At 70.7% G+C, this 23,299-nt stretch carries 18 protein-coding genes; 15 read left to right on the top strand and 3 right to left on the bottom strand.

The features are described from left to right. The first annotated feature begins 58 nt into the window (after positions 1–58). Together ACOBQB_RS11085 and ACOBQB_RS11080 are read left to right on the top strand one after the other, a co-directional pair. Positions 59–1,108 (top strand): 2-hydroxyacid dehydrogenase, encoded by a 1,050-nt coding sequence (locus tag ACOBQB_RS11085; protein WP_423591017.1) that lies wholly within the window; start codon positions 59–61, stop codon positions 1,106–1,108. Between the two features lie 303 nt (positions 1,109–1,411). Then, positions 1,412–2,020, top strand: a complete 609-nt coding sequence (locus tag ACOBQB_RS11080; protein WP_423591015.1) for an RDD family protein — start codon at positions 1,412–1,414, stop codon at positions 2,018–2,020. 451 nt (positions 2,021–2,471) lie between these two features. Here ACOBQB_RS11080 and ACOBQB_RS11075 read toward each other — a convergent pair whose 3' ends face one another. Next, entirely contained in the window at positions 2,472–2,654 is a 183-nt protein-coding gene (locus tag ACOBQB_RS11075; RefSeq protein ID WP_423591014.1) for a hypothetical protein, read from the bottom strand. 1,969 nt (positions 2,655–4,623) lie between these two features. Continuing rightward, positions 4,624–6,021: an MFS transporter gene (locus tag ACOBQB_RS11070; protein WP_423591013.1), complete on the bottom strand. Its 1,398-nt coding sequence runs from the start codon at positions 6,019–6,021 to the stop codon at positions 4,624–4,626. A 153-nt stretch (positions 6,022–6,174) separates the two neighbouring features. Here ACOBQB_RS11070 and ACOBQB_RS11065 point away from each other — a divergent pair, with 153 nt between their 5' ends. The 13 genes from ACOBQB_RS11065 (at position 6,175) to ACOBQB_RS11005 (ending at position 19,043) form a co-directional block, all read left to right on the top strand. Then, positions 6,175–7,065, top strand: coding sequence for a helix-turn-helix transcriptional regulator (locus tag ACOBQB_RS11065; RefSeq protein ID WP_423591011.1), 891 nt, complete (start codon positions 6,175–6,177; stop codon positions 7,063–7,065). A 400-nt stretch (positions 7,066–7,465) separates the two neighbouring features. Next, a complete protein-coding gene (locus ACOBQB_RS11060; protein ID WP_423591010.1) occupies positions 7,466–8,569 on the top strand; it encodes a 3-deoxy-7-phosphoheptulonate synthase in 1,104 nt (367 codons plus the stop codon). Between the two features lie 53 nt (positions 8,570–8,622). Next, positions 8,623–9,990, top strand: a complete 1,368-nt coding sequence (locus tag ACOBQB_RS11055; RefSeq protein WP_423591009.1) for an aldehyde dehydrogenase family protein — start codon at positions 8,623–8,625, stop codon at positions 9,988–9,990. Between the two features lie 47 nt (positions 9,991–10,037). Continuing rightward, a complete protein-coding gene (locus tag ACOBQB_RS11050; RefSeq protein ID WP_423591008.1) occupies positions 10,038–11,363 on the top strand; it encodes a phenylacetate--CoA ligase family protein in 1,326 nt (441 codons plus the stop codon). Beyond that, positions 11,360–13,087, top strand: a complete 1,728-nt coding sequence (locus ACOBQB_RS11045; protein WP_423591006.1) for a prenyltransferase/squalene oxidase repeat-containing protein — start codon at positions 11,360–11,362, stop codon at positions 13,085–13,087. Before ACOBQB_RS11050 ends, ACOBQB_RS11045 begins: the two co-directional genes overlap by 4 nt. Positions 13,088–13,167: 80 nt before the next feature. After that, on the top strand, positions 13,168–13,614 hold the full coding sequence (locus ACOBQB_RS11040) for a hypothetical protein (RefSeq protein ID WP_055527510.1): 447 nt from the start codon (positions 13,168–13,170) through the stop codon (positions 13,612–13,614). Continuing rightward, complete coding sequence (locus ACOBQB_RS11035; protein ID WP_423591003.1) at positions 13,601–13,876, top strand: acyl carrier protein; 276 nt, start codon at positions 13,601–13,603, stop codon at positions 13,874–13,876. Before ACOBQB_RS11040 ends, ACOBQB_RS11035 begins: the two co-directional genes overlap by 14 nt. Next, on the top strand, positions 13,873–14,610 hold the full coding sequence (locus ACOBQB_RS11030) for a hypothetical protein (protein ID WP_423591002.1): 738 nt from the start codon (positions 13,873–13,875) through the stop codon (positions 14,608–14,610). The genes ACOBQB_RS11035 and ACOBQB_RS11030 overlap by 4 nt, the downstream gene beginning before the upstream one ends. Positions 14,611–14,630: 20 nt before the next feature. Next, entirely contained in the window at positions 14,631–14,891 is a 261-nt protein-coding gene (locus ACOBQB_RS11025) for a hypothetical protein (protein ID WP_423591000.1), read from the top strand. 52 nt (positions 14,892–14,943) lie between these two features. Next, positions 14,944–15,708, top strand: coding sequence for an SDR family NAD(P)-dependent oxidoreductase (locus ACOBQB_RS11020; RefSeq protein ID WP_423590998.1), 765 nt, complete (start codon positions 14,944–14,946; stop codon positions 15,706–15,708). Positions 15,709–15,777: 69 nt separating this feature from the next. Then, complete coding sequence (locus ACOBQB_RS11015) at positions 15,778–16,830, top strand: phenazine antibiotic biosynthesis protein (RefSeq protein WP_423590996.1); 1,053 nt, start codon at positions 15,778–15,780, stop codon at positions 16,828–16,830. 3 nt (positions 16,831–16,833) lie between these two features. Next, positions 16,834–18,489 (top strand): aromatic amino acid lyase, encoded by a 1,656-nt coding sequence (locus ACOBQB_RS11010; protein WP_423590995.1) that lies wholly within the window; start codon positions 16,834–16,836, stop codon positions 18,487–18,489. A gap of 80 nt (positions 18,490–18,569) precedes the next feature. Next, positions 18,570–19,043 (top strand): allene oxide cyclase barrel-like domain-containing protein, encoded by a 474-nt coding sequence (locus tag ACOBQB_RS11005; RefSeq protein WP_423590993.1) that lies wholly within the window; start codon positions 18,570–18,572, stop codon positions 19,041–19,043. Positions 19,044–19,136: 93 nt separating this feature from the next. Here ACOBQB_RS11005 and ACOBQB_RS11000 read toward each other — a convergent pair whose 3' ends face one another. After that, positions 19,137–23,252: an amino acid adenylation domain-containing protein gene (locus tag ACOBQB_RS11000; protein WP_423590991.1), complete on the bottom strand. Its 4,116-nt coding sequence runs from the start codon at positions 23,250–23,252 to the stop codon at positions 19,137–19,139. Between the last annotated feature and the right edge of the window lie 47 nt (positions 23,253–23,299).

Genomic DNA, 23,299 nt, shown 5'->3' with positions numbered 1-23,299 from the left:
CACCAAACCCACCGACTGACCGATCCCGCCACGAAAGACCTCAGGAAAGAAGCCCCACATGAGCACCACCGTCCTCGCCGCGGGTGACCACTTCGTCCTCCCTCGCCTGCTCGCCGACGAAGTCCGCGCGGCCACCGCCGGCACCACCGACGTCATCGTGCGCGAACTGACACTGCCCTGGCCGCACACACCCTTCGGCCCCGTCGGCGAGGTCCACGAGGCGTCCGGCACCGAGGACGAACTGATCGAAGCCCTCCAGGGAGCCGAGGTCTGCGTCACACAAATGGCACCGCTCACCGAACGAGTCCTCGCCAACTGCCCCGATCTGAGACTGATGTGTGTCAGCCGGGGCGGCCCGGTCAACGCCAACCTCAAGGCGGCCACACGGCACGGCGTGGCCGTCTGCCACGCCCCCGGCCGTAACGCCGTCGCCACCGCCGAGCACACCCTCACCCTGCTCCTGGCCGCCGCGCGCGGCGTCGGCGACACCCACACCGACCTGCGACGGGGCGTATGGCGCGGCGACTACTACGACTACGACAACTGCGGCATCGAGATCGACGGCGCCACCGTCGGCCTCATCGGCTACGGCGCCATCGGCAGCCGCGTCGCCAAGGTCCTGGTGGCGATGGGAGCCCATGTCCTGGTCCACGACCCCTACGTGGCACCGGAGTCGCTCACCGGCGTCGCCGAACACGTGTCCCTCGGGGAACTGCTCACCCGCTCCCGCATCGTCTCCCTCCACGCGCGCGTGACCGAGGAGACCACGGGCCTGATCGGCGCGCCGCAGATCGCCCGGATGCCGCGCGGCTCCGTCCTCGTCAACTGCGCCCGCGGCGCCCTTCTCGACTACGACGCCGTGTGCGACGCCCTGGATTCCGGGCACCTCTCCGGCGCCGCCTTCGACGTCTACCCCCAAGAGCCCGTCCCCGCAGACTCGCGTCTCCTGAACTCACCCGGCATCGTCATGACGCCGCACATCGCGGGCGCCAGCCAGGAGGTCGCGCACAAGGCGGCCCGCATCGTGGCCGGCGAGGTCGCCCGCTTCCTGCGCGGCGAGCCGCTCGCCCACTGCGCGAACCCGGAGGTGTTCACGGCCCGGACGTGAACACCGGACGTCGATCACTCCGACGTACGGCACGAAGCTGAACCAACGAATTCACGAGGGCGAACGCGGCCCTGCGATGGTCGGCCGGCGCCCCGCCCGTTGCGGGTCCCGCGGGCCTGGACGACCTTCATCGTGATCGACACCGCCTTCCAGCTGCACGGAGGGCGGAGCACCGAAGGGCTGCCGCTTCAGAACGGTCCCGCCTCGCTCACCGACGGGGGTGGTCGGAATGCCAGAGGTGGGCCTTCGTAGTCTGTGTGATCATCAGACTACGTCCCGGCATGGGGCTGAGGAGTGCCCGAAGTGAGTTACCCCGACCCGCAGAGCCCTTACGCGGCGTCACACGTACCGCCCAGTTACCCGCCACCGCAGATGGCGGGGTCCCCGTACCCGCCGTTCCCGGCTCCGGTCTCGTCGTACGCTCCGCAGTACCCGCCGTACGCGGGGTGGTGGCAGCGGGCAGGAGCGTTCCTTTTGGACTGCCTGATCAACTTCGGCCCGCTGTGGCTGCTGATAGGTGTCGCCGACGCGGTCGACCGGCCACAGTCCGGCGACAGTGGTGAGACGGCCGCGTTCATCCTGGGCTGGGTGGCCTTCGCAGTCATGCTCGTCGTGTGTGTCGTGCAGTTGATACGCGAGGGCCGGACCGGGCAGACGGTGGGCAAGAAAGCCCTCGGCATCCAAGTACTCCGCGTCTACGACGGCCTGGCGCCCGGCATCGGCCTGGCCCTCGCCCGCCGCATCTGCCAGCTCCTCAACTACCCGGCGTTCGGGCTGGGCTGGCTGTGGGCGAGCTGGGACACCAAGCAGCAGACGTTCGCCGACAAGCTCACCAGCGTTGTCGTGGTCCGTGCGGACACTGGACCTCCAGCACAGCCTGCCACAGGTGACTACCGTCAGGCCGCCCGGTAGCGGTGCGCGCCCACCCCACCCCCCGTCCCTGCGCCCACGACCAACCCGGCCTGCGCGCACGGGCGCAGAAGCCCGTCGGCCCTGTCCCGCATATGGGTCACCGCGCGGCGGACCGGGGGTAGGCACGCGCGCTGCGGCTCGCCGAGGGCAGGACGGACGCGCAGTTGCTCCGCCCCACTGCCGGGCCCCGTACACGAAGCGCGCCTTCTTCCGCGCGGCACCCGGGCGAACTGCCGACGCCGAGCGCCTGGCCCGAGGCCGTGGACAGCGACCGGGCGGTGGCGAGCGTGATGTCCGCCCGCGGTGGTGCAGCCGGTCGTGAGCAGAATGCCCGCGCGCGGTCACCCGCCGACCGCCTGACGCGGACGGCGGATGCATGGCTAGCGGGGCCGACGTCACACCGCGTCAGTGCTTCCTTCTGCGGCGTACGCGATCTGCGGTCGGTCCGGGCTCACTTGTTCTTCGGCTCCTTAGGCTCCTTCGGCGAGAGGAGCAGCGCCAGCAGGAGCTGCCCCTGCGCCTCGGGCGTGTATATCGGAGCGTCGCTCAGACCTGCCTCGGGTTCCACCATGGCCGTCTCGAGCGCGGTGACCTCCGTCTGAGTGACGAGAAGCGATGTGTGCTGAGCAAGCATGATGCCTCCTCGTGGAAAGACTTCGTCACTACGTCCAGTGACGCCCACCCCTGAACTACTTTATGCCCATTCGTTATTTCTGTCTGTTTAACGCGCGCGTCCGGCGGGCTGGCTGCCCGGTGCCAGGATCCGCGTCCCTCAGGACGCCGGACGGCTGCGTCCTGCGGGAATCGAAGCGCCGTGCCGTCGGCCGTCAGAACGGCTCGACGGATGTGCATCGCTTGTGCTGCAAGAAGGGGAATGCTCATGCGTCTCTCATACGTCGGTCGGGCGGGAGCCGAACCATCAAGTCGAGGTCGACAACTTCTCACGTCAGGCGAGCGCCGGTTCACCACCGGCGACCTGGACCCAGGCGCGGACTGCGAAGACATCGTGGCCGCTGAGAGCCGAGTCGACGGCGGCGTGCAGAACACGCGGTGGACGTGATCAACGCCGCTCCGGCGGCCCTGCGAACGCAGAGCCTCCACGCCGCCGTCCCACCAGCGCCCTGCCAGGGCTTACGTCGACTTCCGCGAGACCCGCAGCCGCCCCAACCTGCGGCGGCTCCGGCAGTCCCTGGCCTGGACATCGACCGCAAGCGCCCGGTGACCGGGCGCTTGGGACTGCTCCCTTTCGTTTCACGATTGGCCTAACAGGGCATGCGCGCGGGTGCCGGCGGAGGTGTGCTGAACCTGTTCCTTCCATGACGCCGGAGGTATGCCATGCGCATGCGCGCTGCCCTCACAGTCATCATCCTGGCCAGTACGCTGACTCTCTTCGGCTCCATGGCCGCCCATGCTGAGCCGCTCCCCCCGAGCTCAATCCCTGGGATCAAGCTCCCCGAGATCAAGTTGCCCGAGATCCCGGGCATCGAGCTTCCCGGGCTCCCCGGGGTCGAGCCGCCGACACGGTCGTAGCGGGGGATTCGACCAGGAGCCATACGGGCGCCCGCAGTCGGCGCCCGGCATCGTTCGCCCTCAACAACACGATGTCGACGGGGCACAGGCATGCTCGGTGCTGGAACACACAGCGTTCCGCGGCTTCGCCGAGGTTGTGCCACACGTGCCACCGATCGGCACACTGCGTAGCGTTGGGGGCACCTCGTCGGGCACCTCGGCGGGCGTCTTCGGCGTAGACCGCGGCACGGTCGCGACAGATGACCTTGATGCCGTCGCAGTGGGGCGAGCCAGGCGGCCAGTGTGTCGGCGTTCCGGTCGGGCAGCAGGTCGACAGGACGGCGGGCGTCCCTCCGTGGCGAAATCCGCAGCGTGTGTGGTGTCGTAAGAGAATTACATGAGTGTTGCCTGAGACAGGGGGGTTGACTCGAATGCCCCGGCTCCAGCCGGAAGTAACCGGAAGGGGTCCGCCTCGTCGAATGCCCAGCAGGCAAAGACTCGACAGGTCCGGGGGCTCTCTGGCCCCGCGCCGCCACCGTCACCCAGGAGGACACCCACCCGGTGGAATGACGTCGGTTCACCGCGCCGAGTGACACGCGCGTGAGCACTGTGTCTTCGCAGTCGACCACCGCGAAGGCGAAGGCCGAACCGGCAGTCCCCCCCCCGGTCCCTCCGCTCTTTGATCGCCTCACCTGAGGCGTGGGATGAAGCCATCGGCTCTCGCTGCTCTGCCGGTGCATGCTCATACCTATGTGCATGGTCATGCTCATGCGCATACTCATGTTCAAGCGCATGCGCGAATCGGCGAACGCGGTCTTCAGCGAACTCGCGTCGCCCGACACCCACTTGCACGGCACCAGGCCGGACGAAGTCTCCACACGATCAAGCACCAGCCGACCCTGCCCCGTCGGCGGCCACCTGCCATCTCGTTTCCGGCCGCCCGGCGAGGGGCACGGGAGCCACCCGGGACGGCGGGCGGGGCGTTCGTTGAACGGCCCGTTGTGGTCCCCCGTGACAGTGACCCAGCGGCCGGCCGGGGGAGTCCGGCCGCTGGGAGACAACGGCGACGGCGGGCGCCGCCGCCCCGGAGGGCCTCAGCGCCGGGGCAGCAGCGCCCCCGCGCCAAGGGCCATGACCACCAGCAGACAGGCGGCGCTCAGCAGGCTCTCCCTCATGCCCGAGGAGAAGTCCCCGGCGAGGAGCGCGCCGAAGACGGCGATGCTCACGGCTCCGCCCGTCTGGCGACTGGTGTTGAGCAGCGCCGCCGCCGTGCCGGCCCGCTCCGCGGCGACGCTGTCCAGCATCAGGGAGGTCAGCGCCGGCATGGCAAGGGAGCCGCCGATGCCCAGCGGGATCATCAGCAGGGCGGTCGCCCACGGCGGCGTGCCGGGGTCGATGGGGAGCAGCACGCCGCAGCCCAGCGCAACGATCAGCAGTCCGGCGATGACCACGGGCCGCCGGCCGAAGCGGGTGACCGCCCGCGGCGAGAGATAGTTGACGTTGGCGGTGATCAGCGCCATCGGCACGAACATCAAGCCGGCCGAGAGCGCCGACTGTCCCCGCTGCTCCTGGAAGAAGAGGCTCAGCACGAACACCCCGCCGTAGAAGGCGGCGTTGAGGGCGAAGCCCGAGATCACCGGCACGGTCACGCCGCGCAGCCGGAACAGCTCCAGCGGCAGCATCGGATCGCGCCGCCGGGCCTCGATGGCCACGAAACCGGCCGCGGACAGCACCGCGATCACGGTCGCGGCAAGGACGGTGCCGGTGAACCCGTCGTGCCCGCCCTCGATCACGGCGAAGGTCAGCGCGGCCAGCGACAGTACGGCGGTCACCTGTCCCGGCAGGTCGAACGCGACGGGGTGGCGCGGGGAGCGCGTCGCCCGCATCAGAGCCAGGAACCCGATGATCCCGGTGGGCACGTTGAGGCAGAACACGGCGCGCCAGCTCCACTCCGTGGTGAGCAGGCCGCCCAGGACGGGCCCCGCGGCGATGGCCACCGCGCCGCCGACCGTCCACAGCGCGATGCCACGCGCCCGCTCGTCAGGATCGGAGAACGCCTGCCGGATCAGTGCCAGCGAGGAGGGCACCATGACCGCCGCCGCGCTGCCCTGCACCACGCGGGCCGCGATCAGCACTCCGAGCGTCGGCGCCGCCCCGCAGGCCAGCGAGGCGAGAGTGAAGACGCCGAGCCCCCAGCCGTACGCGCGCCGCGCGCCCACCGCGTCCGAGAGCGCGCCGGCGGAGAGCATCAGCGCCGCGAACATCAGCGTGTAACTGTCGACGACCCATTGGAGACCGGACATCGAGCCGCCGAGGTCGGCCCGCATGGCGGGCAGCGCGACGTTGACGCCGGAGACATCGATCGTGATCACGAAGAAGCCGAGGACGGCGGCGACCAGAGCCGCGCGAGGGGAACCCGGCCGTCCCGGGTCGTCCTCGGGGGATTCGCCCGCCTCAGCTGCCGTGTTCGCGTCGGACTGCGTCGTACGCATGGTGCACTGCTCCTCACCGCGGTGTCGCTGGGAATACGTCAAGCAGCGTGCCCTGCCCGAGCGCCCCCTGGCAGGCCGGGCTGTGCGGGGGAGCGCTGTGCCTGGCCCTGATACGGCCTCCCTGCGCGCGACACTCTTTGCGAGAATGAACGGATGAGCGAAGGTACGGAACTGGGCCGCTTTCTCCGCGCCCGCCGCGGGCAGGTGCGCCCCCAGGACGTGGGCCTGCGAGCCGGCACGGGCGTCCGCCGCACCCCGGGGCTGCGCCGCGAGGAACTGGCGACCCTCGCCGGGGTGAGCGTCGACTACTACACGCGTCTGGAGCGCGGCCGCGAGACGCGGCCCTCACCCGCCGTGGTCGCCGCGCTCGGCGAGGCACTCCAGCTCTCCGACGACGCGCTGCACCGGCTGCACGAGCTGGTGGCGCTCGCCGCGGGTCAGCCGCCGACGCCGTCCCCGGGACCGGCGCGGACGGTGCGGGAGTCGTTGCGCGTCCTGCTGGAGACGGTGCGCCCCGCCCCGGCGTACGTCGTCAGCCGTACCAACGACGTACTGGCCGCCAACCGGCCCGGTCTGCGTCTCTTCTCCGGCATCACGGACTGGCCGTGGGAGCGCCGCAACATCACGCGCTACATGTTCCTGCACCCCATGGGCCGCAAGCTGTACCGCGACTGGGAGGAGATGGCGGCGCACAGCGCGGGCCACCTGCGCGCGGTGGCCGGCGCCGACCCGGACATGCCGGAACTGGCCCAGCTCGTCGGCGAACTCGTGGTGAAGAGCCCGGAGTTCGCCCGGCTCTGGGAGCGGTACGACGTGAAGGAGCGCGGCGGCGGCGAGAAGCACTTCCGGCACCCGGAGGTCGGCTCGCTCTGCCTCTCCTTCGAGGTGATGACGATCTCCCGCACGGACGGTCAGCGCCTCGTCACCTACCAGGCCCCGCCCGGCACCCCGGACCACGACGCGATGCTGCTCCTCGACATGGCGAGCCCCGAGGAGGCGGCGCTGCCCGAGGGGGCCGAGCGGCAGGAAGGGGCCGAGCGGTAGCGGGCGCGCCGCCCGCCCGCACGCATCCGATCCGCCCGTCCGTCCAGGAGGTAATGCTCCTGGACGGACGGGCGGATTCGTTTCTCGCACCGGAATACGGATTTCGCACCGGAATACGGGAGAACCGGCACGTGTCGCCGCCGTGCAATTCAGCGAACGCCGCCGCGGTATCGGCGGGGCGCGGCGCGGCGTCCGTTGTGCAGCTAGGTGCACAACAGCTTGCTGCACGCGGTGCGGGTAGCGAGCCAACTCGCTGATGAGGCACCGTGATCCGCGTGCTTGCCGGACGGTTGTGCCGGGGCATCTCCAGCGCCATCGGAGGTCCGCCCGAAGGATTCGTTGCCGACGCATAAATGCTGCGCTGAGTAGAACGAATTGAGGAACGATGCAAAGTCTTGACATGCTGGCCGAGGTAACCACTGATTCCGTGGTCGAAATTTCACCGGGTGACATCGGCGGGCAATACCGTACGCACGCGGCGACCACCCCCCACGGGCTCATGAGCGAGCTGCCGCTGAGCCAGGCCGCGGCCCGTTCGGTGAGCGACGGCCGCCTGCTGACCCGCCGCGTGCTGAGCGGCGACGACGACCGGCTGCTCGCCGTGGTCGGGCCGTGCTCGATCCACGATGTGAACGCCGGTCTGGCGTACGCGAAGTCGCTCGGTGAACTGGCCGCCGACCTCGCCGCCGACCTGGCGGTCGTCATGCGGGTGTACGTCGAGAAGCCCCGGACCACGGTCGGCTGGACCGGGCTGCTCACCGACCCGGCTCTCGACGGCAGCCTGGACGTCAACCACGGGCTGCGTACGGCGCGGACGCTCATGCTGGAGATCGCCGAACAGGGGCTGCCCATCGCGACCGAGTGGCTGAGCCCGTCGGCTCCGGTGTACCTGGCCGACCTGATCTCCTGGGGCGCCATCGGTGCGCGGACGGTGGAGAGCCAGGTGCACCGGCAGCTTGCCAGCGGCCTCCCCATGCCCGTGGGCATGAAGAACGGCAGCACCGGCTCCGTGGATGTCGCCGTCGACGCCATCCGGTCCGCGGCCGCGCCGCACGCCTACCTCGGCGTCGACCGAGACGGCAGGGCGGTCACGCTGCGGACGACCGGGAACCCCGACTGCCACGTGGTGCTCCGGGGCGGTCCCGGCCGGCCCAACTACTACCCCGAGAACGTGCGCGAGACGGCACGGCTCCTGGCCGCGGCCGGGCTGCCGACCGGCCTGATCATCGACGCCAGCCACGGCAACAGCGGCAAGGACCACGAGCAACAGGCCGTGGTCGCACGGGAGATCGGGGCGCAGGTCGCGGCCGGCAACACGGACATCCGCGGCGTCATGCTGGAGGGCTTCCTGATCCCCGGGCGCCAAGAACTCGGCCTCCAGGAGCCCGTGTTCGGCCAGAGCGTCACCGATGCCTGCATGGGCTGGGACGCCACGGTGGCCGTGCTCCACGACCTCGCGGCCGCGACCCGTCAGCGCCGTGCCGTGACGGCCGCGGCGCGCTGACCCCCTCATCACCCTCCGCCCAGCGACTCGGCGGAAGGAACAGGAGAGCGAGCATGCTGCATATCCCCGCGCTGGGCCCGACCGGGCCCTACCGGACCCGCAACCGCACCACCGTGCCGGACGCTTCGGGCAGCCCGGCCCTCGAACTGGCGTCAGTCCCCGGCCTGGTCGTCTCCCACTGGATCGACCAGCTGCGCGCGAGCGCGCCCCTGCCCGTCGCGGACACGGCGGAGGTGCTCAGGAAGGCAGCCGACGTCTTCGAGGCCCAGGAGATCCTGGGAGACGACCTGGCAGCCCACGAGCGGCGGACGGCGGCGCTGACGGGCACACCCGTCACCGTCGTGCGCGAGTGCGACCGGCTCATCACCGAGACCCTGCGCGACGTGGGCCGGGCGCCGTCAGCGGCCCGGCCCACGGGCTGCGCCCCGGTCGGCACCCCCGTGCCCGCCGCGCCGTCGGCAGGCGCCGCGTGGTGCCGCACCGGGGACGTCTTCGCCGTGCACGCGGCCGGCAACAGCCCGGGGGTGCACGCCATGTGGCTGGAGGCCCTCGCGCTCGGCTACCGGGTCGTCGTCCGCCCCTCCACCCGGGACCCGCTCACCCCCTTCCGCCTCGTCACCGCGCTGCGGCAGGCGGGGGTGCCGCCGACGCAGCTGGTCGTGGCGCCCTGCGACCACGCGACGGCGGATCTGATCATCGAGCGCTCGGACAGAGCCCTGGTGTACGGCGGTCAGGACGTCGTGGACAAGTACCGCAACCGCGGCGATGTCCGGCTGCAGGGCCCGGGCCGTTCGAAACTGGTCGTGGCCGCCGACGCGGACCGGGGCGCCGGTCTCGGCCTCGCGCGGACGGGTGCGCTCTATCACGCGGGCACCGCGTGTACCGCGACCACGGGCGTCCTCGTCGAGCGGGATCCGACGGAATTCGCCGGTGAACTGGCCGCCGCGCTGCACCACGCGGCACCGGCCCACCCCCTGGACGACGCGGCCCTGCTGCCTTGCCTGCCGCAGGCCGACGCGGAACGCCTCGCGGCGGCGGTCCTGAACCGGACGAAGGACGCGGTCGTGCACCTGGCCCCGCGGGTCGAACGGCTCGGTGGCGAGGGGTCCCTGGCGACCGTGACGCCCGCGGTCGTGGAGCTGGAGTCCCCGAGGAACCCGCTTCTCTCGTACGAGGTGCCCTTCCCGTGTGTGTGGGTCGCCCCTTTCGAGCGGCGTGCCGTGGACGTCCTCGACGACTCGTTGGTCCTGTCTCTGCACACCGAGGACATGGCTCTTGTCGCCGAGGCGACGGAACTCACGGCGGTCTCCAACGTGTACCGGAGCAAGCCGACCTCCTGGGTCCATCCGGACGTGCCGCACGACGGGTTCCTCGGGGAGTTCCTCATGCGGGCCAAGGGGCTGGCCCACAGCGGCCGGTGAACAGCCGTGCACGGCCGGCCCGCACTCAACGCGAAAAGGAGTGGCAAGTGAAGATCAACTCCAGGGATGACCTCGACTTCATGGAGCGGATACAGCAGGAGGTGACCGCTCACCGCGGCGCGGCCCGCTCCGATGAGGCCTACTACACGACGAAGCTGGCCGAGGTCTGGCACCGTGCGGAACAGACGGCCGCCTACGCCTCGCTCGGCACGTTCTCGACGCGGGCGTTCCTGGACCTGCGCGCGACGTCCAAGGACGACCTCAAGGCCCGGCCCCTGGACTTCCTGCGGGTACCGGTCGACGCGGGTCTGAAGTACTACCAGACGACAGGGACGACGGGGACCCCCACCCCCACGCCCCGCACGGCCCAGGACATGATCGCCAATACCGTGTCCGTCGCCGAGGCCTGGCGCCCGATGCTCGCCGGCGGCGGACACCGCGCGCTGATCCTGCTGCCCTCGGACATCGTGCCGGTGGCCGACCTGATGGTCGGCGTCTGCGAGTTCCTCGCCATACCCCACGTCAAGGCCTACCCGTACACCACCGGGATCTCCGACTGGGACCGCATCGTCGGCCTGTGGGAGGTGTTCCGGCCGACCGTTCTCTTCGTCGCGCCCGGCGTACTCCTCGAATTCTCCCAGGTCGTCAAGAGGCGTGGCCTCCTCGACCGGCTGCGCCCGTCCGTCGAACTCCTCATGCTGCTCGGCGAGGTGAGCACCCCCGAGCTGCGCGCCATGACCGGGCAGTGGTGGAACGCGCGCGCCTACGACGCGAGTTACGGCAGCACGGAGAGCGGCACCCTGGCCGCGTGCTGCGCGCAGGACCGGCTGCACCTGCTGCGCGGGGCCAACCACTTCGAGATCGCGAACGACGACGGCATCGTGCCCGCCGATCCGGGGCGCGACGGCAGGCTCGTCGTCACCCCGCTCAACAACGACGCCCGCCCCCTCCTGCGGCTCGACATGGGCGACGAGGTGTCCCTGACCGACGGCTGTCCCTGTGGCGCGACCGCCCCGGTGGTGACGGTCCACGGCCGGGGGAGCGACGGAACCGAGATCAAGGGCAGCCGTGTGCGCACCCGCGACCTCGAAGGCATCGTCTACGCGAACAGCGACGTCATGGGCTACCTGATCGAGGTCGACCGGCAGGGCACCTGGGCCAGGCTGCTCCTCGAACGGGACCCGGGCACCGACCGGGAGGCCGAGCCCGCGAAGAACGACCTCGTCCAGCGGCGCACGGGCGAATCCCTCGGCTTCCGCTGGGACGAGGTCCGGTTCGTCAACCGGCTGCCGGTGACGACGAAGAGCGGCGGTTCCCAGAAGAGCTGGAAGCGCTCCAACTTCCGCGTCGTCGACGAGGTGGTGCCGGCATGACGTACGACATGCTGCGGAGCTCGTCCGGTGTCGTCTCCGGGGAGTCCGACCTGTGGTGCACCTACGCGGCCGTGCGGACCCTCACCTGGCTCGACCGCATCGGTGACCTGCCCACCCCCGAGACCGTCGGCGGTTTCCTCGCCTCCCGCCAGAACTCCGACGGCGGTTACGCCTGGTCGGCCGGTATGACCTCCGACGCCTGGGCCACGTACTACTGCACGCAGGCGATGGCAGACCTGCCGGAGGGCAGTCGCGGCACCGTCGGCAAGCCGAGTTCCGCATGGGTGTGGAGTGCCGCGCACGAGGACGGCGGGTTCGCGATGATGCCCGGTCAGGCGTCGGACGTGTGGGCCACGTACTACGCCGTGCGCACTCTGGTCGAGATCTGCGATGAGCGGCCGCCCGAGGCGCTGTTCGACTGGCTGGCGGCGCTGCAGGCCAAGGACGGCGGACTGGCCTGGAGCCCGGCCCACGCGAAGGACGGCGCGTCCGACGTACGGGCCTGCTACTACGCCATCACCGCCTGGAGCACGGCCACCGGCGGACAGGGCCCGCTGCCGTGGGACCGCGAGCGGCTCACGAACTGGCTCAAGGACCGGCAGGGCGCGGCCGGTGGATTCACCTTCCAGGAGGGCGACGGGACGGACTGCCTGTGGGCGACGTTCCGTGCCACGAGCGCGCTGCGGCGCCTCGACGAGGCGCCGCGGGACCCCGAGGGGTGCGTCGCCTGGATCCGGGGCAGGCTGCGGCCGGGCGGGTCGTTCACCCGGTGGCCCGGCTATCCCGTGCCGGACGTGTGGGCCGCGTTCTGCGGGGTGGGCGCGCTGCGGGAGCTGGGCGCGGGTCTGGAGGACCTCGCCGACCGGGTGGTCGAAGCGGTGTTGTCCTTCCGGACCGGCCAGGGCGGATTCACCTACCGCGCGCCCGGCCTCGCCTCGGACGTGCTCACCACCTCCGCCCACCTGCTGGCCGGCCGCTTCTCCGACACCGGGGAACGCGACGCCCTGCGGTGGATGGAGAGCTGTGTGCTGCCGAACGAGCAGGGCGTCATGTACATGCCCGGTCGGGGGAGTGAGGTGCGGTGCACGCTCTGGGCTCTGTCGGCCGGGGCGTTCCGGGACGACGATACGGCCCGTGCCGGGATCGCGGACTGGCTCGCCGGCTCCATCCAGAACCCCGACGGCGGGTTCGGCTACTGGGAGGGCCGCGCGTCGGACATGGTGTCGACGTCCGCGGCCGCGGAGATCCTCCACTGGACCGGCGGGAGCTCCGCCGCCTCCCTGCGGGGCATCGCCGAGTACGTGGCCAGCTGTGAGACGGCACCCGGCCAGTATGCCAACGTGCCCGGTGGCCGGCCCACGCTGCGCGCCGCCCTGCAAGCACTCAGGGCGCTGCACCGGACCGTCGGGACGGACGGCGCTCGCGTCGGGGACGTGCTCGCCCGGCACCGGGTCCGCGGCGGCGGATACGCGAACGAGGGCAACCGGGTCCCCGACCTGCTGAGCAGCTACGAGGCCGTGGTGGCGGCGGACACGTTCGGCCTCGAATGGGACGCCGGCCATCTGACGACGTTCCTGGACAGCGTGCGCACGGCGGACGGCGGATTCGCCTGGACCTCCCTGATGGCCACGAGCGGCGGCCCGCTCGCCGACTGCCTGGGACGGCGCCTGGAGCTGCGCCTCTCGCCCGGACAGCACGCGCTGCCGCCCCTGGCCCTCTCCTGAACGCCACGGCTTGAACGCCACGGCTTGAACGCCACGGATGAATGCCACGGATGAAAGGCGCGTATGAAAGGCACGGAGTCTTGCCGACCGTCGATGTGACCAGCACCCCGCTCACCCCCTCCGCGCGGCTCAAGGCCGCTCTCCGCCTCACCCGGTGGCTGGCCGCGCACGGTTCGGAGCCCGCGCACGTCGTGGTCACCTTCCGTACCGCGCAGGCCATGACGTACTTCGCCGGCGGGATGCCGCTGACGAAGTACGAGGACGGCACGGGTGAGGACCGGCACGCCCGATGGGCGTCGGTGATCTGCCACATCCACCCCGACCGCGACCCCACCTACCGGGCGGAGCTGGCCGAGGAGATCAGGGAGGCCCTCGGTCTCGCCGCGGACACCGCCCACCTGATGGTCCGGTTCGAAGCCACGCAACCCGACCGGGTGCTCTACCTGGAATCGGGGTCGATGACGAATGGCCGCCCGCTACCGGCCGGCCACAGCGAAGAGAAAGGTTCCCGCCATGCACACAGTTGACCGGACCGAGATCAGCACCCGCGTCCTGGCCCTCCTTGAGAAGCGCTTCGGCGACGCCGCCCGCTCGCTGGCCCCGGACGCCGACCTGTCCGACGCCCTGCCGGGCTTCGACAGCCTGGTGGCACTTGAGTACGTCACCGCTGTCGAGGGCGAGTTCGGCTTCGAGGTCGACTTCGTCGGCGACGACGTGCGCTATTGGTTCAGTACCCTCGCCCGGACCACCGAGTACGTGCGCGAGCGCGCCGAGGACCAGGCGGCATGACGGAGACGGTGGCTCGCACGGCGCAGGCCCCGGCCGACGGACGCGAGGAGATCCGCCTGGACACGTCCGGCAGCACGGGGGCCGCGCGTCCCTGGTTCCGGCTCCCGCACCAGATGGAGCGCGAGGTGGAGTTGATCGGCGCGCACCTCGTCGGCCCGGTCGACCGCGTCATCAACTACGCCCCACCGCACCACCTGTTCGGCGCGCTGTTCGGGCAGTGGCTGCCGCGCATGGCGAACGTGCCCGTCCACCAGGCGTGGACCGACCCGTTCGAGCCCCCGTCGGTCTCTCCCGGCGAACGCGTCCTGGTCGTCTGCATCCCGATGGCCTGGGAGCTGCTGCGCCGCGCCTGGCCCGCGCTGGAGGGCGCGCACTCGATCGTCGCCCTGCACAGCTCCGCGACCCCGCCGCACGCCGCCCACGAACTCGTCCGCCGAGCCGCTCCGCTGCTCCGGGCCCACGAGATCCTCGGGTCGACCGAGACCGGTGGCATCGGCCACCGGCCGCTGGCCCCCGCGGGCAGCGGCACCGACCCGTGGCGCGCCTTTCCCGACGTGACCTTCGTCCGCCCCGCCGACGCACCGGCGCAAGGAGCGGAGGAACTGGTGATCCGCGGCCCGCGCCTGGCCCGCCCGGAGCACGGAGCCGGCCGCCCGCCCAATGGGCCACCGGCGATCTGGTGGAATTCACCGCCCCGCGCACTTTCCGGCTCATCGGCCGCAGCGGATCCCTGATCAAGGTGAATGGAGTCAAAGTGCATCTCGCCAGAGTCGACGAACAGTTGAACTCCCGTCTGCCGCAGGTGGAATGCGTCGCCCTGCCCCTGCCCGACGACTCGCTCGCCGGAGAGGGGTACGCGGTCTTCTGGTCCTGCCCGGGAAAGAGAGTGGGCGTCGCGGACATCAGAGCGGCTCTCCGGGATTTCCCGAGCCCGTCGCGGATCGTCGAATTGGCGGACGTACCGAGGACGCCCACCGGAAAACCGGATCGAAAGGCGCTATTGGCCACGCTCTGACCACCCCCCCACACACACCCACCGCTCCCCGCAGTTCGTCAAAGGAAATTCGATGGTGCCCAGGTTGATCGTGGTGACCGGTGCGAGCGCCGGCATCGGCAAGGCCACGGCGAAGCGGTTCGCCGACAACAACGACAAGGTGCTGCTGATCGCCCGAGGACGGGACCGGCTCACGCGAGCGGTCGAGGAGATCGAGGCGAGCGTCCCCGGAGCGGACCTCGAACCGCTCGCCCTCGACCTCTCCGACGCCGAGTCGGCGCAGACCCTCCAGCACCACATCAGGGCGACCGGACTGCCCGTCAACAGCCTGCTCTGCTGCGCCGGTTCGGTGCCGCAGACCGCAGGCGGGCCCGAGGACGCGGACGCGGCGACGGCCCTGACGGAATGGCAGGAGGCATACGAGGCGAACGTCCTGACCTCGGTCATCGCCGTGGAAGGCCTGATCCCCCTCATGGCCGACGGCGGCAGTGTCGTGCTCTACAGCTCCGTCGCCGCCTATCGGGGCTCCGGCGGAACAGGTGGATACGGCGCCGCGAAGGCGGCCCTCCACTCGTACGTCCACACCCTCGCGACGCGGCTGGGTCCGCGCGGCATCAGCGCCAACGCCATCGCGCCGGGATACGTCGCCGGCACCGACCTCTTCGGCGACGGCCTTCCCGCCGCGCGGGAGACCACGCTCGTGCGGCAGACCGTCCTGCGACGCGCCGGAGAGCCGGCCGAGATCGCCGAGCTCGGTTTCTATCTGTGCTCACCGCCCGGCGGCTATGTCACCTCGCAGATTCTCCAGATCAACGGCGGCTCGCATCACGGCGCCTGAGGACGCCGTCGGCTCCGCGCACCCACTCCCCACCTCTCACCCTCGACGAAGAAAGCACGGTGACACGCGATGAACGCCCGCGAACAGGCCGACGCGCACGTCCGAGCCATGATGCGCTGGCACTTCGACCCGGCCACAGGCTCCCGGTACTGGCTGGACCGCCGCGACCAGCTGGGTTTCGACCCCGTCGAGGACGTGCGCCGCGTCGACGACCTGCTGTTGTTCCCCAACCTGGTGGACGAACTCCGGGACGTTCCGGTCGAGGACCTCATCCCCCGCGGCCTGGACGCCACGGAGAAGGTCTTCGCCGTGTACGAGAGCGGTGGCACCACCGGGGCTCCCAAGCGCTTCGTGATGTTCGAGAACTGGTTCGACCAATACATGGCGTGGGAGAACTCCCAGTACCCCGACGACGGGGAGGGGCACGCCCTGGCCGTCGCGCCCAGCGGCCCCCACATGCTAGGCGAGTACTCGAAAAGGATCGCCGAGGCCAGGGGAGGCATCAGGTTCTCCATCGACATGGACCCGCGCTGGGTGAAGCGACTGCTCGCCGCCGGTGACACCGCCGGCGCCCGCGCCTACGTCGACCACCTCGTCGACCAGACCGAACTGGTCCTGCGGTCACAGGAGATCGCCTTCCTGATCACGACGCCTCCACTCCTCGCCCGGCTCGCCGAACGGCCCTCGGCCCGCGCCCTGATCCAGGAGAAGGTGCGCCTGGTCATCTGGACGGGGGCACACATGGACCCCGACACCCTCGACTACCTGTCCACGGAGCTCTTCCCCAAGACGCGGTTCCGGGGGTCGTACGGCAGCACCTCCGTCCTCAGCGGCACGGTGCAGCGCCCCGACCCGGAGGGTACGGGGGACGCGGTCTTCGACTCGTACGCGCCCTTCGTCCTCTACCGCGTGGTCGACCCCACCACCGGCCATCCGGTCGAGTTCGGGTCGGAGGGAGCCGTCGTCATGAACTACCTCACCAAGTACGGCCTCGTGCCCAACAGCCTCGAACGCGACCTGGCCACGCGGGTCCCCAGCCCCACGGGCGCCGGTGACTCCCTGCGGAACATCCATCCGGTCGCCGAGGTGGACGGCCAGAAGATGATCGAAGGCGTCTACTGACCCATGTCCGCGGCCTCACATCTCGAACTCGACGGAACCGGCCTCACGCCTCGCGCGGTCGCCGCGGCCGCGCGCCGCGGCGGCCGCGACACCCGGGTGACCCTCACTCCCGCGGCGGTCAAACGGATGCACGCCTCCGTGGACCTCAAGGAGACGCTGCTGGCCCAAGAAGTCCCCATCTACGCCGTGACGACCGGCTTCGGAGACAGCTGTGTGCGGCAGATCGCGCCCGACAAGGCGCACGAACTCCAGCGCAACCTCGTGCTCTACCACCTCAACGGCGTGGGCCCGCCGGCCGTCCCTGCGGTCACCCGGGCCACGATGCTCATCAGGGCCAACGCGCTGGCCAAGGGCGTCTCGGCGATCCGGCCGCAGGCGGTGAACACCCTCCTCGCGTGCCTGAGCCGGGACATCCTGCCGCTGATCCCCGAACGCGGGTCGGTCGGCGCCAGCGGCGACCTGGTACCGCTGTGCTACCTCGCCGCGGCACTGATCGGCGAAGGGCAGGTCCTGCACGGCGGCGCCGTGCGCCCGGCGCTCGCCGCCCTGCGCGACGAGGGCATCGAGCCGCTGCGACTCGCGCCCAAGGAGGGAATCGCGCTGATCAACGGAACCTCCTTCGCCGCCGCGTACGCGGTCCTCGCCGCCGCGGACGCGAGGGAGCTCGCCTTCGTCGCCGAACTCGCGACGGCCATGACATTGGAGGCGCTGCACGGCAACGCCTCCGCACTGCACCCCTTCGTCCACGACAACAAGCCGCACCGGGGTCAGGTCCATTCCGCGAGGGCCATCAGGACCCTGCTCGCGGGATCACGCCTCGCCACGTCCTTCGACGACATCCTGGTGCGCCGGGAGAAGCTGGCCGGGCGCGGTTACCTTCAGCTGACCGAGAGGATCCAGGACAAGTACTCGGTGCGCTGCGCCCCGCAGATCATCGGCATCGTGCGTGACACGCTCGACTGGACGGAGAGCTGGCTCGGCACCGAGATCAACTCCGCCACCGACAATCCCCTCTTCGACGTCGACGAGGCCGGGCTCCATCTCGGCGGAAACTTCTACGCGGGCCATGTCGGGCAGTCCATGGACAGCCTGAAGACGGCGGTGGCGGGCCTGGCCAACCTGCTCGACCGCCAGCTCGCGCTCGTTGTGGACGAGAAGTTCAACGAGGGGCTGCCGCCCAACCTGGTCGCCCCACGCAGCCCGGACGACCCCGAGGCGGGTCTGCACCACGGTTTCAAGGGCATGCAGATAGCGGCTTCCGCCGTCACGGCCGAAGCACTCGAACAGACAGGCCCGGTTTCGGTGTTCTCCCGCTCCACGGAGGCGCACAACCAGGACATCGTCAGCATGGGCACCATCTCGGCCCGGGACGCGCGCACGGTCAACGGCCTGGTGCGGGAAGTGGCGGCCATCCATCTGCTCGCGCTCGCCCAGGCCCTCGACCTGCGCGGCGTCGAGAAGGCGTCGCCCGCCGTCCGGGCGGTGCACGAGCTCATCCGCGAGCACAGCGCCTTCGTCGCGCACGACCGGCGCCTCGACCACGACATCAAGGCCGTGATCGGCCTGATCGAGACGGGAGCGCTGCGGCGCGCCGCGGGGCTCGGGGACGAGGACTTCGCCGAGGGCCGAGAACTCGCCGACGTCGCGCCGCGCGGGTGACGTCCGGGACCGGGCGGCGAGTCGGCATCACGAGAGCAGCATCGCGGTGGGCGCGGTGCGTCACTGAGGAGGAAGAACGCGTGTTGAAGAAGAAGACGTGCGCTGTGTTCGGCGCGGCCGCGAGCGGGGTGCTGGCCCTCGGCATATCCACCGCTCTCACCGTTCCCGCGCAGGCCTCCTCGAAGGAGGTCATCCACCTGGCCGTGGGCAACAACGGAGTAGTGCACACCGATGTCGGCACTCCTGGTCTGAGCGTCGGCGACGAATTCGTCTACGCGGACAAGCTGTTCCAGGGCGGCCGGCAGATCGGCAAGGACGGCAGCTCCTGCCAGGTGACCGAGTTGCGGGGCTCGAAGATCACCACCAACTGCGTGCTCTCGGTGCAACTGCCGAAGGGCCAGATCACCGCGCAGTCCCTGTGGGTGAAGGGCAGCGACACGGTGCGGATGGCCATCACCGGCGGCACCGGCGCCTACCGGGGCGCCAGGGGTGAGTTGACATGCGACGACATCCAGACCCCGAAGGAGACGTACCGCATCACACTGGACAGGTGAGCTGACGCCGTGCGGCCCGGTGCACAGTGTGCACCGGGCCGCACGGCGTGCTGTCCGGCGCGCAAGCCCCGGTGGGCAAGGCCGTGGGGTGCCTCACTCCTCGGGGACGGCCCAGCGCGATCCGTCGGCTGTGGGCACCAGACCGCCGGGGAACATCGGGACGGTGTCGCCGAGCGCCTCACCGAACAGCGCCTGCGCCTGTGTCCGCGAGCCTTCGCGCATCACGTCCGAGACGATCGACGACTGGAACAGCGGTGTCGCCCCGTCCGCGGCCCCGTCCGCGCCGACCGCGGCCGCGGAGCGCGCGAGCTCCCCCGAGGCGGCGGCCACCTTCCCCCGCACCGACTCGGCGCCGAGGACGGCACCCTCGCCGGAGGCGACACCGCCGACGAGCCCGACGAACGACTCGAGTTCGGAGTCGGCGCACCGGGTCACCTTCTTGGCCTGCCAGTAGTACGAGGCGTCGTCCGCGTTCATGTCGTAGAACGACATGAGGAACTCGTAGAAGAGGCCGTACTCGCGCCGGTAGCGGGCCTCGTACTCCTGGAAGCTGCGCTCCTGGTCGACGAGGCCGTCCAGCACGGTGTTGACCGACCGGGCGGCCAGCATCGCGCTGTACGTGGCGAGGTGGACACCCGAGGAGAAGACCGGGTCGACGAAGCACGCGGCGTCGCCGACGAGCACCATGCCCTCGCGCCAGAAACGGGTGTTGATGTACGAGTAGTCCTTACGGACGCGCACCTGGCCGTACGGACCCTCGGTCACCGGAGTCGCGTTCTTCAGCATGTCGCGGATCGGTTCGCACTTGTCGACGAGCCGGGCCAGCGCCTGCCGGGGGTCCCCCTGGACCTCCGCGGCCGAGTCGCGGTTCACCACCGCGCCCACACTGGTGAGTTGATCGCTGAGCGGGATGTACCAGAACCAGCCCTCGTCGAACGCGGCACAGAAGATGTTGCCCGCGCTCGGTTCGGGCAGCCGGTCGCCGCCGGCGAAGTAGCCGAAGAGGGCGATGTTCTGGAAGAAGTCCGAGTAGGTGCGTGTGCCGCCGACCCCCTGGTGGATGCGGCTCTTGTTGCCGGACGCGTCGACCACGAAGGTGGAGCGCACCTCATGGCGGGTGCCGTCCCGGTCCGTGTACACGAGACCCTCGACGCGCTGCCCACCGTCGATCACCTCGACGGCCGAGCAGCCCTCCCGGACCTCGACCCCCTTCCTGCGGGCGTTGTTGAGGAGGATCTCATCGAACTTCATCCGCTCGACCTGGTACGCGTGGGACGTCGGCCCGGCGATGCGCGGAGAGACGGCGAACGAGAAGGACCAGGGCTCCGGGCTCGCACCCCAGCGGAACGTACCGCCGTGCTTGCGCATGAATCCGGCGTCGGCCACCTCCTCGGAGACACCGAGGAGCGCGCAGATCCCGTGAACGGTCGAGGGCAGCAGGGACTCGCCGATCTGATAGCGGGGGAAAGTCTCCTTGTCGATGAGCAGGACGCGGTGTCCCTGGTTCGCGACAAGGGTGGCGACCGTGGACCCCGCGGGGCCACCGCCCACCACCACGACGTCGACGTTCTCGTGCTCCGGTGTGGTCATCAGGATGCTCCAGACATGGATGATGAGGTGCGGGGCCGGCTGGGTGAGGGTGTGTTCCCGGATGACTGCCGAGATCCGCCGCAGTGGCAGCGGTCGCAGCATGTCCTGGTGGAGGCAGTCCACGCCGTGGTGGTCGACGCCGTGCCGCGCGTAGGGCAGCCAGGACCGGAACCGGTCCTTCTCGCCGGCGGCCGACCGGCTCCGTACGGCGCTGAAGAACAGGATCCGGCCGTCGAAGACGCGGGGTGTGTACGCGCGCACGAGCCGCTGGTTGTTACGGAAGACCCGCAGGAGCGCCCCGGGATCTCCCCCGCCCAGTACGCCGCCGCGGTCGGTGTCGCGCAGCAGCTCGGCGAAGGCGTCGGGGGAGATGTCCCCGCCCGGCAGGTCGTCGCCGTCGACGCCCAGATCCGTCAACAGGCCGCGGACCATCTCCTGCTCGTCCCCCGCGTACGGCCTATGGCCCTGCGCCGGGTAGCCGTCGAGCAGGGCCAGGAACTCGACCTCTGCCCCGAGCTCCTGCAACTGGACGGCCATCTCTTGCGCCACGACCGCGCCGAAGGACCAGCCGAGAAGACGGTAGGGGCCGGCGGGCCGGGCGGCGCGCAGCAGGCGCACGTAGTCGGCGGCCATGTCCCGGACACAAGACGGCAGCGTGACCGGGCCGGACGTCCCGCGCGCCTGGAATCCGTAGATCGGCTGGTCCGCGCCCAGGTGGCGGGAGAGGGCGAAGTAGCACCAGCTCAGTCCGAAGCCGGGATGCACACAGAACAGCGGGGCCCGCGTCCCGCCCGGCCGGATGGGCAGGAGGGTGCCCAAGCTCTCGCGGCCGCCGTGTTCGGCGTGCGAGTCCACGAGTCGGGCCAGCCCGTCAGCCGTGGGCCGGCTGAACATCACGGACAGTTCCAGCTCAGGGCCGAACACCGCACGGATCCGTGTCAGCAGCTGAATGGCGAGGAGGGAGGTGCCTCCGAGGTCGAAGAAGTCCTCGTGCACACCCACGTGCTCCAGGCCCAGCACCTGGGCGACGAGTTCACCGATCACACGGCCGGTGGGGGAGACGGGCCCGTCCGCGGCGGCGGACCGGACGCGGGCCTCGGGCAGCCGTCCACGGTCGATCTTGCCGTTGGGCGTCAGGGGCAGCCGGTCGAGGGCCACGACGTCCGCGGGAATCATGTAGTCGGGCAGCGAGGTCGTCAGCTGCGCGCGCACGAGGCCCGGCGACGGCGCGGCGCCACCCGAGGCGACCACGTAGGCGACCAGACGCTTGTCACCGGATCCGTCGAGGGCCACGACGACGCAGTCCGCGACATCGGGGTGGGACCTCAGGGCGGCTTCGACCTCCCCGAGTTCGACCCGGAAGCCGCGTACCTTCACCTGTTCGTCCGCGCGCCCCGCGAACACGATCCGGCCGCCCGCCTCCCGGCGCGCCAGGTCGCCCGTGCGGTACATACGGGCGCCGGGCGGACCGAACGGGTCCCGCACGAATGCCGCGGCCGTGTCGTCGGCGCGGCCGGCGTAGCCACGCGCCACACCCGCCCCGGCGACGCACAGCTCGCCCGTGCCGCCCTCCGGCACCGGCTCCAGATCGGCATCCAGGACGTATACGTCCGTCCCGTCCAAGGGCCGTCCCAGAGGCACGACGTCCCCGATGTCGGCGGGCGACCGGATCTCGTGCTGCATGGCGCACAGGGTCACCTCGGTGGGCCCGTACAGCACCCGCACGGTGATGCCCGGACACACGTCGAGTACGCGGCGGACGGCGTCGGCGGCGACGACATCCCCGCCGGTCAGCACCTCTTGGACACCCTCCAGGCAGGAAGGTGCCTCCTCCGCGACCACCCGGAAGAGGCCCGCGGTCAGATGCACCGCGGTGGCGCCGGACCCGGCGATCAGCTGAGGCAGCCGCGCGCCGTCCACCTGTCCGCCGGGAGGCAGCACGATCTCGCCGCCGGCCAGCAAGGGCACCCACACCTCGTAGGTGGATATGTCGAAGGCGTAGGGCGCGTGAAACAGCACCTTGCGATGGGCGTCACTGTGCCAGCACGTATCGAGCGCCAGGTCGAGGACGTTCCGGTGGGTCACCTCGATTCCCTTGGGCTCACCGGTCGAGCCGCTCGTGTACATCACATACGCCAACTGGCTCTCGGCGAACGGCAGATCGAGAGAGACCACAGGTGCGGAACGCCAGTCGTCCGCGTCCACATCGAGGACGTACAGATCGTCGGGGGCAAGGAGCCCTCGGTAGTGGGAGTCCACGAGCAGGCGGCGGGTCCCGCTCTCGGAGAGCACCTTGCGCATGCGGTCGACCGGATAACCGGGGTGCAACGGGACGTACGTACAACCGGCCTTGAGGATCGCGAGGAGGGACGCCACGAGGAGGGGTGTGTGCCCCTGGAGGACGGCCACCGGTGTCTCGGTGCCGACACCGGTGCGCAGCAGCGTGCGCGCGAGGTGATCCGACAGGTCGTCCAATTCCCGGTAGGTGAGCGCGAGTTCCGGGGAGCGGACAGCGACGGCGTGAGGCGTGCGCGCGGCCTGGGCGCGGAACGCCTGGGGCAGGGACGCGACGAGGTGTGAGGGGAGGGTGGGGGCGGGGTCTGGGGGAAGGGTGGGCATGGCGGCCCGACTCCGTTCTCTTCGTTCTGTTCGTTCTCTTCGTTTAC

It is taken from the genome of Streptomyces sp. G5(2025), from assembly GCF_049542075.1.
Taxonomy (GTDB): domain Bacteria; phylum Actinomycetota; class Actinomycetes; order Streptomycetales; family Streptomycetaceae; genus Streptomyces.
This window is presented reverse-complemented; position numbering and strand designations above follow the sequence as displayed.